Annotated in this window: 13 protein-coding genes; 12 read left to right on the forward strand and 1 reads right to left on the reverse strand. The window is 54.2% G+C overall.

Going from position 1 to position 10676, the window contains the following annotated elements; translation table 11 throughout:
- Positions 1-31: 31 nt before the first annotated feature.
- From F4V72_RS08630 to trpS, 12 genes are all read left to right on the forward strand, one after another.
- Positions 32-811 carry a DNA utilization protein HofM gene (locus F4V72_RS08630; RefSeq protein WP_136057969.1) on the forward strand — a complete coding sequence of 260 codons (780 nt, stop codon included), beginning with the start codon at positions 32-34 and terminating at the stop codon, positions 809-811.
- A complete protein-coding gene (locus F4V72_RS08635) occupies positions 811-1350 on the forward strand; it encodes a PilN domain-containing protein (RefSeq protein ID WP_070801608.1) in 540 nt (179 codons plus the stop codon). The genes F4V72_RS08630 and F4V72_RS08635 overlap by 1 nt, the downstream gene beginning before the upstream one ends.
- A complete protein-coding gene (locus F4V72_RS08640; RefSeq protein ID WP_023247872.1) occupies positions 1334-1807 on the forward strand; it encodes a hypothetical protein in 474 nt (157 codons plus the stop codon). The genes F4V72_RS08635 and F4V72_RS08640 overlap by 17 nt, the downstream gene beginning before the upstream one ends.
- Positions 1797-2198 (forward strand): HofP DNA utilization family protein, encoded by a 402-nt coding sequence (locus F4V72_RS08645; protein ID WP_000648138.1) that lies wholly within the window; start codon positions 1797-1799, stop codon positions 2196-2198. Before F4V72_RS08640 ends, F4V72_RS08645 begins: the two co-directional genes overlap by 11 nt.
- Complete coding sequence (hofQ, locus tag F4V72_RS08650) at positions 2113-3351, forward strand: DNA uptake porin HofQ (RefSeq protein WP_136057970.1); 1239 nt, start codon at positions 2113-2115, stop codon at positions 3349-3351. The genes F4V72_RS08645 and hofQ overlap by 86 nt, the downstream gene beginning before the upstream one ends.
- A 464-nt stretch (positions 3352-3815) precedes the next feature.
- On the forward strand, positions 3816-4337 hold the full coding sequence (aroK, locus tag F4V72_RS08655) for a shikimate kinase AroK (protein ID WP_000818621.1): 522 nt from the start codon (positions 3816-3818) through the stop codon (positions 4335-4337).
- 56 nt (positions 4338-4393) lie between these two features.
- Complete coding sequence (gene aroB / locus F4V72_RS08660; RefSeq protein WP_023247874.1) at positions 4394-5482, forward strand: 3-dehydroquinate synthase; 1089 nt, start codon at positions 4394-4396, stop codon at positions 5480-5482.
- 97 nt (positions 5483-5579) lie between these two features.
- Complete coding sequence (gene damX / locus F4V72_RS08665) at positions 5580-6830, forward strand: cell division protein DamX (protein ID WP_023247875.1); 1251 nt, start codon at positions 5580-5582, stop codon at positions 6828-6830.
- 180 nt (positions 6831-7010) lie between these two features.
- Positions 7011-7847, forward strand: coding sequence for an adenine-specific DNA-methyltransferase (gene dam, locus F4V72_RS08670; RefSeq protein ID WP_023247876.1), 837 nt, complete (start codon positions 7011-7013; stop codon positions 7845-7847).
- Between the two features lie 17 nt (positions 7848-7864).
- Entirely contained in the window at positions 7865-8542 is a 678-nt protein-coding gene (gene rpe / locus F4V72_RS08675; RefSeq protein WP_000816286.1) for a ribulose-phosphate 3-epimerase, read from the forward strand.
- The gene (gph, locus tag F4V72_RS08680; RefSeq protein WP_023247877.1) at positions 8535-9293 is read left to right on the forward strand and encodes a phosphoglycolate phosphatase; all 759 of its coding nucleotides are present in this window, start codon (positions 8535-8537) and stop codon (positions 9291-9293) included. The genes rpe and gph overlap by 8 nt, the downstream gene beginning before the upstream one ends.
- A complete protein-coding gene (trpS, locus tag F4V72_RS08685) occupies positions 9286-10290 on the forward strand; it encodes a tryptophan--tRNA ligase (protein WP_000165559.1) in 1005 nt (334 codons plus the stop codon). The genes gph and trpS overlap by 8 nt, the downstream gene beginning before the upstream one ends.
- A 141-nt stretch (positions 10291-10431) precedes the next feature.
- Here trpS and F4V72_RS08690 read toward each other — a convergent pair whose 3' ends face one another.
- Positions 10432-10602: a YhfL family protein gene (locus tag F4V72_RS08690; protein WP_023247879.1), complete on the reverse strand. Its 171-nt coding sequence runs from the start codon at positions 10600-10602 to the stop codon at positions 10432-10434.
- Positions 10603-10676 lie beyond the last annotated feature (74 nt).

Consider the following 10676-nt stretch of genomic DNA (forward strand, 5'->3'; position numbering starts at 1 on the left):
AACGCGACGGGTGATAAGGAGATCGACCGTTATGGCTTTTAAAACCTGGCAAATAGGATTGCATATTCAGCAGCATGAAGCGCTGGCCATCGCCGTTGTTCGCGGCGCATCAGGCTGGTCCCTGCAACGTTGGTGGCGACTGCCGCTGATGAACGCCTCCACGGCAGAGGGTACGATTCCTGACCCGCAATCGCTGGCTCACGTACTGCGGTCCTGGAGCCGCGAGCTACCGCTACGTCACCGTATTCACCTCTCTTTTCCCGCCAATCGGACATTACAACGCGCTTTTCCGCATCCGCCGATGCGCCTGCGGGAACGTGAGCAAGTCGCATGGCTTGCACAAACGATGGGGCGTGAGCTGGATATGGAACCAGACTTATTACGTTTCGATTTTCAGGACGATGCGCTGAGCCCTGCGTTCAACGTTACCGCCGCACAAAGCAAAGACATTTCAGCGCTGTTAACGCTGGCGCAAACGCTCAATGTGCGTATCGCCGCCGTGACGCCCGATGCCTGCGCGTTACAGCGCTTACTGCCGTTTATACCCTCGGGGCGGCAATGTCTGGTCTGGCGCGATGAGAGCCAGTGGCTGTGGGCGACGCGCTATGCGTGGGGGCGTAAATCGGCGCGAGAGGCGACGACGCTGCATGACCTTGCCGCAACGTTATCCGTCATGCCGGAATATATTTCGTTATGCGCCGAAGGCGAATTCGACCCCTGGCGCGCCGTTATCGTCCGTCAACCGCCGGTTCCGCCGGACGGTTATCGCTTTGCGATTGCGCTGGGTTTAGCCATGGGGGAGATACGCTGATGGCGCATTCTGTCAATTTGCTCCCCTGGCGACGCCAACATTACGTGGCGCGTCTGCGGCTGTGGTGCGTGGTATGGGGCGCGTCCCTGCTGCTGATAGCAAGCCTCGCGACGATCGCCCGGTTGGCTTTTTGGCAGGAGGGGAGGATTAACGAACTGCTACTGACGGCGGAAAACGGGCGCACGATGGCGCTTGCGGCGAACATGCCGCAGTTACAGCAGCGTCAGCGGCAGCAACAGGCGCGATTACTACGTCAGGCGCAGCGTGAACTGACGCAAGCCTGGCAATCTATCTTGATCGATCTTGCCAACCTGTTGCCGGATCAGGCATGGCTGACAAGCCTCAATTATCAGCAAGAGACGCTAGAGCTGGAAGGGCTGGCGAGAACATTTGACGCCCTGCTAACGCTTGAGACATCGCTTCGTCATTATGTCAGTTTTCCGCTAAACCGCACGGGCGCCACGCGGCAGGATGCGCAAGGGCGCTGGCAGTTCCATTATCAGTTAACGAGGAGCGCCGCCCGTGAACGTGCTCTTTGATATCTGGTACGGGATGTCGCGCCGTGGTCGGGTTTTTTGTTGGTGTGCAGGCGTGCTGTGCCTGACGTTGGCGGTCGCGTTATCTGTGGGCTATCCCGGCTGGAAAACGCTGGATATGCAACATATGCGGTTAAGCCAGCAGCGCGAGGCCGCCCGGCAACAGTGGCGCAATCTGCGCCGTCTGAGTGTCGCGGTTGAACCACTTTTCGGGCGTACCGTTGAAAATCCGCGTCCTTTTTCGCCGTTAGATTTCCAGGCGCCTCCCCTGCATTTGCTGCACTGGCAGCCGTCGGCGCAGGGGGGCGAAATGGCGCTGAAAACGTCCTGGGACGCGGTGCCGTCGCTGTTTGTCCGGTTGGCCGAAAGCGAGATGAGCGTAAGTCGGTTTTCATTGCGTAGGGAGGGGGCGGAATTATTGATGACGCTGCAACTGGAGCGCCTGGCGAATGAAGGCTAGCCGCAGTGTATTGCTCTGTTTTTGTTTGCTGACGTTGACGGGAATGCGCGATCCCTTTCGCCCGCCGGAGGACCGCTGCCGGATAGCGGAACTCTCGCAGTGGCGGTATCAGGGCGCGGTGCGTAAAGGCGAGCGATGGATCGGCATTCTTAAAGACAGTCAGCAAAAATGGCGGCGAGTGGAAGAGGGGCAGAAGCTGGAAAACGGCTGGACGATTGTCCGCCTGACGGCGCAAACCTTAACGTTAACGACCGGTAAAAATTGTGCGCCGCCGCAGTGGCGGTGGCTACGTCAGGGAGCGGACAATGAAGCGATGGATAGCCATAATACTGATAGTCTTGATGCCCGCCGCGCAGGCGGGAAAAGCGGCGAAAGTGACGCTGGTGGTTGACGACGTCCCTGTGGTGCAGGTTTTGCAGGCCTTAGCTGAACAGGAACGGCAGAACCTGGTGGCGTCGCCGGACGTCAGCGGCACGTTATCGCTGCATCTGACGAATGTGCCGTGGAAACAGGCGCTACAGACGGTGGTCGATAGCGCGGGGCTGGTGCTGCGTCAGGAAGGGAATATTCTCTATGTGCATTCGCAGACCTGGCAGAAAGAACACAGCGCGCGCCAGGAGGCCGAGCGATTAAGGCTTCAGGCTAATTTACCACTGGAAAACCGCAGCATTAGCCTGCAATACGCCGATGCCGCCGAAATGTCGAAAGCGGGCGAGAAACTCCTGAGCGCGAAGGGAACCATCACGGTAGATAAGCGCACCAACCGTCTGCTGTTGCACGATAACCGCGCGGCCCTGGCGGAGCTGGAAAAATGGGTATCGCAAATGGATCTGCCGGTGGCGCAGGTGGAGCTGGCGGCGCATATCGTCACCATTAACGAAAAGAGTCTCCGGGAGCTGGGCGTAAAGTGGACGCTGGCTGATGCCCAGCAAGCGGGAGCGGTGGGCGACGTGACGACGCTTTCCAGTGATTTATCCGTCGCCGCCGCCACCTCACGCGTAGGATTTAACATCGGGCGCATTAACGGACGCCTGTTGGATTTGGAACTGTCAGCGCTGGAACAGAAGCAGCAGTTGGATATTATCGCCAGCCCCCGGCTGCTGGCTTCGCATCTGCAGCCGGCCAGTATTAAGCAAGGCAGCGAAATTCCTTATCAGGTCTCCAGCGGCGAAAGTGGCGCGACATCCGTTGAATTTAAAGAAGCGGTGCTGGGAATGGAGGTGACGCCCACCGTTTTGCAAAAAGGACGCATCCGCCTGAAGTTGCATATCAGCCAGAATGTTCCCGGTCAGGTACTACAACAGGCCGACGGCGAAGTGCTGGCGATAGATAAACAGGAAATTGAAACGCTGGTAGAGGTAAAAAGCGGCGAGACGCTGGCGCTGGGCGGTATTTTTTCGCGAAAAAATAAATCGGGTAGCGATAGCGTGCCGCTGTTGGGGGATATCCCCTGGTTTGGTCAGCTCTTCCGCCATGACGGCAAAGAGGACGAGCGACGCGAATTAGTGGTGTTTATCACCCCCAGACTGGTTGCGGCAGAATAATTTATGCATAAAAAAGCGCTGTTTTTGTACTGAACGCGTCTCAGGGATTTGACGTGCGGATGTATTTAGCATACAAGGAGTACCGATTTGAGAGTCGTGCTTTTCGTTGCTTACGCATTGATAAATGCGCTTTGCCTTGCCGAAGGTGTGCATAAGACCGATGATAAACGGCTGAATGTCCGCTGATGCAGACTTATTGGTTCTGCGGATTGCACACAATTGTTTGAAAGTAGAGCAATTTGTAGGCCGGATATGTTGTTCTGGCCGCCGTCCGGCAACGCTAACTCGGGTTTTGCAACAATCAGGCTTGGTGATTTATTCAGTTGCCAAACCCGCTTGAGTATTGAGATAATTTTCAGTCTGACTCTCGCAATATCTTATGAGGTTTCAGTTCATGTCCTGCTGCGCTGGGTGTCTGTGAAGCGGGTTTACCATTAACGAATAGTCTTAGTAGTACCGAAAAAATGGCAGAGAAACGCAATATCTTTCTGGTTGGGCCTATGGGTGCCGGAAAAAGCACTATTGGGCGCCAGTTAGCTCAACAACTCAATATGGAATTTTATGATTCTGATCAAGAGATTGAGAAACGAACCGGAGCTGATGTGGGCTGGGTCTTCGATGTTGAAGGTGAAGACGGCTTCCGTAATCGTGAAGAAAAAGTTATCAACGAATTGACGGAAAAACAGGGTATTGTGCTGGCAACCGGCGGTGGCTCTGTAAAATCGCGTGAAACGCGTAACCGTCTTTCCGCGCGTGGCGTCGTGGTTTACCTTGAAACGACCATCGAAAAACAACTGGCGCGCACGCAGCGTGATAAAAAACGCCCGCTGTTGCAGGTTGAAGCGCCGCCTCGCGAAGTTCTGGAAGCGCTGGCCAACGAACGCAATCCTCTGTACGAAGAGATTGCCGACGTCACCATTCGCACCGACGATCAAAGCGCTAAGGTTGTGGCAAACCAGATTATTCATATGCTGGAAAGCAACTAATTCAAGCAGAATACTCTGGGTAAGCGGGTACAAGTAACTAAGGTGGATGTCGCGTCATGGAGAGGATTACAGTCACTCTCGGGGAACGTAGTTACCCGATCACCATCGCGGCTGGTTTGTTTAACGAACCAGCTTCATTCTTGCCGCTGAAATCAGGCGATCAGGTCATGTTAGTGACCAACGAAACCCTGGCGCCGCTTTATCTGGACAAGGTTCGCGGCGCACTCGAACGGGCGGGCGTTAACGTAGACAGCGTGATTCTTCCTGACGGCGAGCAGTATAAAAGCCTGACGGTGCTGGATACGGTGTTTACGGCGTTACTGAAAAAACCGCATGGTCGTGATACCACGCTGGTCGCACTGGGCGGCGGCGTGATTGGCGATCTCACCGGTTTTGCGGCGGCCAGTTACCAGCGAGGCGTTCGTTTCATCCAGGTACCAACCACCCTACTGTCGCAGGTTGATTCCTCCGTGGGCGGGAAAACCGCCGTCAACCATCCCCTTGGCAAAAACATGATTGGGGCGTTTTACCAACCCGCTACTGTGGTCGTCGATCTTGATTGCCTGAAAACGCTTCCTGCACGCGAACTGGCATCGGGGCTGGCAGAGGTGATCAAATACGGCATCATACTCGACGCGGACTTCTTTACCTGGCTTGAGGGTAATCTGGATGCGCTATTGCGTCTGGATGGCCCGGCGATGGCGTACTGTATTCGTCGTTGTTGTGAGCTGAAGGCGGAAGTTGTTGCCGCCGACGAGCGTGAAGCGGGCTTACGTGCTTTACTGAATCTTGGACATACCTTTGGCCACGCCATTGAAGCGGAAATGGGATATGGCAATTGGTTACATGGCGAAGCCGTTGCCGCAGGTATGGTGATGGCTGCGCGCACGTCCGAGCGTCTGGGACAGTTTAGTTCTGCTGATACGCAGCGCATCATCGCTCTGCTCGAACGGGCCGGGTTGCCTGTCAACGGCCCTCGCGAGATGTCCGCGCAGGCCTATTTGCCGCACATGCTGCGAGATAAAAAAGTGTTGGCGGGGGAGCTGCGTTTAGTGCTTCCGCTGGCCATAGGGAAAAGTGAAGTACGCGGCGGAGTGTCGCATGAAGTCGTTCTTAGCGCGATTGCTGACTGTCAGCAGGCGTAACAACAAGAAAGGTCAGACTGATATTGCGTAGATGTCAGTTTTTTAGCTTCAGGTTATGTGCAATGTCGTAAGCATTAACCTTTGAGTGGGGTGTTAAATGGATGAATTCAAACCAGAAGACGAGCTGAAACCCGATCCCAGCGATCGTCGTACTGGTCGTTCTCGTCAATCTTCAGAACGCGATAATGAGCCGCAGATCAACTTTGATGACGTTGATCTGGATGCTGACGATCGCCGTCCGACGCGTGTGCGTAGAGCGCGTAGTGAAGAACCTGAAGTCGAAGAAGAGTACGAATCCGATGAAGACGATACGGTGGATGAGGAGCGTGTAGAACGCCGTCCACGTAAGCGTAAAAAAGCGGCCCATAAGCCAGCCTCTCGTCAGTACATGATGATGGGCGTTGGCGTACTGGTGCTGCTACTGTTGATTATCGGTATCGGTTCCGCGCTGAAAGCCCCCTCAACGTCTTCCAGCGAGCCGTCGGCTTCTGGCGAAAAGAGTATCGATCTTTCCGGTAACGCCGCCGATCAGGCTAATGCAACCCAGCCTGCGCCGGGTACCACCTCCGCAGAGCAAACGGCGGGCAATACGTCGCAGGATATTTCGTTGCCGCCGATTTCTTCAACGCCGACGCAGGGACCGTCGCCCGTGGTCGCTGACGGTCAGCAGCGCGTGGAAGTGCAGGGCGATCTGAATAATGCGCTGACGCAGAATCCTGAGCAGATGAACAACGTTGCGGTGAACTCTACGTTGCCGACAGAGCCTGCAACCGTCGCGCCAGTTCGCAATGGTAGCGCGTCGCGTCAGGCGGCAGTTAGCGAACCTGCCGAACGTCATACCTCGCGTCCGGAACGTAAACAGGCCGTCATTGAACCTAAGAAACCGCAAACAACGGCGAAAACCACGACCGCGGAACCGAAGAAACCGGTCGCGCCAGTGAAACGCACGGAACCGGCAGCGCCAGCCGCGACGCCGAAAGCGACGGCAAGCGCCGCGCCGGTACAAACCGCGAAGCCAGCGCAAGCCTCGACGACGCCTGTCGCAGGCGGCGGGAAAAGCGCCGGCAACGTTGGCGCGTTAAAGAGCGCGCCATCCAGCCACTACACGTTGCAGCTCAGTAGTTCTTCAAATTACGACAACCTGAATCGTTGGGCGAAGAAAGAGAACCTGAAAAATTATGTGGTATACGAGACGACGCGTAATGGACAACCGTGGTATGTGCTGGTAACCGGAGTGTATGCTTCGAAAGAAGATGCTAAACGCGCAGTGTCCACGCTGCCTGCTGATGTGCAGGCGAAAAATCCGTGGGCAAAACCGTTGCATCAGGTTCAGGCCGATCTGAAATAATCCAGGCTGTGTCCTGCAATTGCCTGTGAGTGTCGCTGACAGCTATTTTTGTTCAGGACAGGCGCGAGGGGCGCATTTGCTACCGCCAAATGCGCCGTAAAGCAACGCGGCACAGCCTAAAGCGCAGGATGCTGTCGGAGCTTTCTCCACAGCCGGAGAAGGTGTAATTAGTTAGTCAGCATGAAAAAAAATCGCGCTTTTTTGAAGTGGGCAGGGGGAAAATACCCTCTGCTTGATGATATCAAACGACATTTGCCAAAAGGCGAGTGCCTGGTCGAACCTTTTGTGGGTGCCGGATCGGTGTTTCTTAACACCGACTTTTCTCGTTATATCCTCGCCGATATCAACAGCGACCTTATTAGCCTCTATAACATCGTGAAGTTACGTACCGACGAGTACGTACAGGCTTCGCGCGAGCTGTTTATGCCTGAAACTAACCAGGCTGAGGTCTATTACCAACTCCGTGAGGAGTTCAACACCTGCCAGGACCCCTTTCGTCGGGCGGTACTGTTTTTATATCTGAATCGCTACGGTTATAACGGACTCTGTCGCTATAACTTACGCGGGGAATTTAATGTACCGTTTGGTCGTTATAAAAGACCTTACTTCCCGGAAGCGGAGTTGTACCACTTTGCAGAAAAGGCGCAGAATGCGTTCTTTTACTGTGAGTCATACGCAGACAGTATGGCGCGTGCGGACAAGTCGTCGGTGGTCTATTGCGATCCGCCTTATGCGCCGTTGTCCGCCACGGCTAACTTCACAGCGTATCACACCAATAGTTTTAGCCTGACGCAACAAGCGCATCTGGCGGAAATCGCTGAGAATCTGGTCAGTAACCGGATACCGGTGCTCATTTCCAACCATGATACGGCGCTCACGCGCGAGTGGTATCAACTCGCAAAATTGCATGTCGTCAAAGTTAGACGCAGTATAAGCAGCAACGGCGGCACACGTAAAAAGGTGGACGAACTGCTGGCTCTGTACCAACCAGGAGTCGCAGCGCCTGCAAGAAAATAATTCTCAAGGAGAAGCGGATGAAACAGTATTTGATTGCCCCCTCAATTCTGTCGGCTGATTTTGCTCGCCTGGGTGAAGACACCGCAAAAGCGCTGGCTGCCGGTGCTGATGTTGTACACTTTGACGTCATGGATAACCACTATGTGCCGAACTTGACTATCGGCCCGATGGTGCTGAAATCCCTGCGTCAATATGGTATTACCGCGCCTATTGATGTCCACCTGATGGTCAAGCCGGTCGACCGTATCGTACCCGATTTTGCCGCCGCTGGCGCGAGCATCATTACTTTTCACCCGGAAGCCTCCGAACATGTTGACCGCACGCTACAGCTGATCAAAGAACACGGCTGTAAAGCGGGGCTGGTATTCAACCCGGCAACGTCGCTCAGTTATCTCGATTACGTAATGGACAAACTGGATGTGATCCTGCTGATGTCTGTGAATCCTGGCTTCGGCGGTCAGTCTTTTATTCCGCAGACGCTGGATAAGCTGCGCGAAGTGCGTCGCCGGATTGATGCGTCTGGCTACGACATTCGTCTGGAAGTGGACGGCGGCGTGAAGGTGAACAATATCGGCGAGATCGCAGCAGCAGGTGCGGACATGTTTGTTGCGGGGTCGGCGATTTTCGATAAGCCCGATTACAAAAAAGTGATTGATGAAATGCGCAGTGAGCTGGCAAAGGTAAGTCATGGATAAGTTGCAGAATATTCGGGGCGTCGCCTTTGATCTTGACGGTACGCTGGTAGATAGCGCGCCGGGGCTTGCCGCGGCGGTGGACATGGCGCTGTATGCGCTGGAACTGCCGGTCGCGGGCGAGGAGCGCGTGATTACCTGGATTGGTAACGGCGCAGATGTATTGATGGAGCGCGCGTTGGCCTGGGCTCGCGAGGAACGTGCCGCGCTGCGTAAGACGATGGGTAAACCGCCCGTTGATGAAGATATTCCTGCCGAGGAACAGGTACGCATTCTGCGTAAACTGTTCGACAGGTATTATGGCGAAGTGGCGGAAGAGGGCACCTTTTTATTTCCGCATGTCGCCGACACGCTGGGCGCGCTGCACGCCAGCGGATTGTCATTAGGTCTGGTGACGAATAAGCCGACGCCGTTCGTCGCGCCGTTGCTGGAATCGCTTGATATCGCCAAATACTTTAGTGTGGTTATCGGCGGCGATGATGTGCAAAATAAGAAGCCGCATCCGGAGCCGCTGTTGCTGGTGGCAAGCCGGCTGGGCATGATGCCGGAGCAGATGCTTTTTGTCGGCGATTCGCGTAATGATATTCAGGCTGCAAAAGCGGCGGGCTGCCCTTCGGTTGGCCTGACATACGGCTACAATTATGGCGAAGCGATCGCTCTTAGCGAGCCGGACGTCATTTATGACAGTTTTAACGATCTTTTGCCCGCACTTGGGCTTCCGCATAGCGATAACCAGGAAATAAAAAATGACTAAGCCCATCGTTTTTAGTGGCGCACAGCCCTCAGGTGAATTGACCATTGGCAACTATATGGGGGCATTGCGTCAGTGGGTAAACATGCAGGATGACTATCATTGCATCTACTGCATCGTAGACCAACATGCTATTACCGTGCGTCAGGACGCGCAGCAGCTACGTAAAGCGACGCTGGATACGCTGGCGCTGTACCTGGCATGTGGTATTGATCCTGAAAAGAGCACTATTTTCGTTCAGTCCCATGTGCCGGAACACGCGCAGCTTGGCTGGGCGCTGAACTGCTATACCTATTTCGGCGAGCTGAGTCGTATGACGCAGTTTAAAGATAAATCTGCGCGCTATGCGGAAAACATTAATGCCGGTCTGTTTGATTACCCGGTGCTGATGGCCGCTGACATTCTGCTGTACCAAACCAATCTGGTGCCGGTAGGCGAAGATCAGAAGCAGCATCTGGAGCTGAGTCGCGATATCGCCCAGCGTTTTAATGCGCTGTATGGCGATATTTTCAAAGTACCGGAACCGTTTATTCCGAAATCCGGCGCGCGCGTGATGTCGCTGCTGGAGCCGACGAAGAAAATGTCCAAATCGGACGATAACCGTAATAACGTGATCGGTCTGCTGGAAGATCCGAAATCGGTAGTGAAGAAAATCAAACGTGCGGTCACTGACTCCGACGAGCCGCCGGTAGTACGTTATGATGTGAAAGAGAAAGCGGGTGTCTCTAACCTGCTGGATATTCTTTCCGCCGTGACCGGTCAGAGCATTCCTGAACTGGAAAAACAGTTTGAAGGTAAAATGTATGGTCATTTGAAAGGCGAAGTGGCGGAGGCGGTTTCCGGAATGCTGTCTGAGTTGCAGGAGCGCTATCACCGTTTCCGCAACGACGAAGTGTTCTTGCAGAAGGTGATGAAAGACGGGGCGGAAAAAGCCAGCGCGCGTGCGGCCGAAACGCTAAAAGCGGTTTACGAAGCCATTGGCTTTGTGGCGAAACCGTAACGGTTATTGCCTGCCCGATGGCGCTAGCTTATCGGGCCTACAAACGAGCGAAGTTGGACAAGGCACCTGCGCTGTTCCGTTTATCAGGCCTGTAAAAAACCGGGAAATCCCGGTTTTTTTGTATCTGCGCAGTCGTTTCTATTATTGATCGGCAGCCGGGCCGCAACCGCCAATAATTTTAGAAATAGAAATTGCAGGGTGCAGCAAATAATCGTAGCTACAGTTGTTTTTTTTGTTTTCAATATGACCCGTACAGGCGGTGAGCGTCGCCAGAACCCCTGCCACAATGGCAGTTTTTACAAATTTGAACATATCAAAATCCTTTTTGAATAAAAGGGATATTATTTATGGGATAAATATAATGTCTATTTAGCGTATATTACGAT

The sequence above is a fragment of the Salmonella enterica subsp. diarizonae genome (genome assembly GCF_008692785.1).
GTDB classification, from domain to species: domain Bacteria; phylum Pseudomonadota; class Gammaproteobacteria; order Enterobacterales; family Enterobacteriaceae; genus Salmonella; species Salmonella diarizonae.

Excerpts from the sequence above, each read along its gene's own strand:
- F4V72_RS08630 (WP_136057969.1), top strand. The coding sequence starts at position 32 with ATGGCTTTTAAAACCTGGCAAATAGGATTGCATATTCAGCAGCATGAA.
- F4V72_RS08635 (WP_070801608.1), top strand. The coding sequence starts at position 811 with ATGGCGCATTCTGTCAATTTGCTCCCCTGGCGACGCCAACATTACGTG.
- F4V72_RS08645 (WP_000648138.1), top strand. The coding sequence starts at position 1,797 with ATGAAGGCTAGCCGCAGTGTATTGCTCTGTTTTTGTTTGCTGACGTTG.
- hofQ (WP_136057970.1), top strand. The coding sequence starts at position 2,113 with ATGAAGCGATGGATAGCCATAATACTGATAGTCTTGATGCCCGCCGCG.
- aroK (WP_000818621.1), top strand. The coding sequence starts at position 3,816 with ATGGCAGAGAAACGCAATATCTTTCTGGTTGGGCCTATGGGTGCCGGA.
- aroB (WP_023247874.1), top strand. The coding sequence starts at position 4,394 with ATGGAGAGGATTACAGTCACTCTCGGGGAACGTAGTTACCCGATCACC.
- damX (WP_023247875.1), top strand. The coding sequence starts at position 5,580 with ATGGATGAATTCAAACCAGAAGACGAGCTGAAACCCGATCCCAGCGAT.
- dam (WP_023247876.1), top strand. The coding sequence starts at position 7,011 with ATGAAAAAAAATCGCGCTTTTTTGAAGTGGGCAGGGGGAAAATACCCT.
- rpe (WP_000816286.1), top strand. The coding sequence starts at position 7,865 with ATGAAACAGTATTTGATTGCCCCCTCAATTCTGTCGGCTGATTTTGCT.
- gph (WP_023247877.1), top strand. The coding sequence starts at position 8,535 with ATGGATAAGTTGCAGAATATTCGGGGCGTCGCCTTTGATCTTGACGGT.
- trpS (WP_000165559.1), top strand. The coding sequence starts at position 9,286 with ATGACTAAGCCCATCGTTTTTAGTGGCGCACAGCCCTCAGGTGAATTG.
- F4V72_RS08690 (WP_023247879.1), bottom strand. The coding sequence starts at position 10,602 with ATGTTCAAATTTGTAAAAACTGCCATTGTGGCAGGGGTTCTGGCGACG.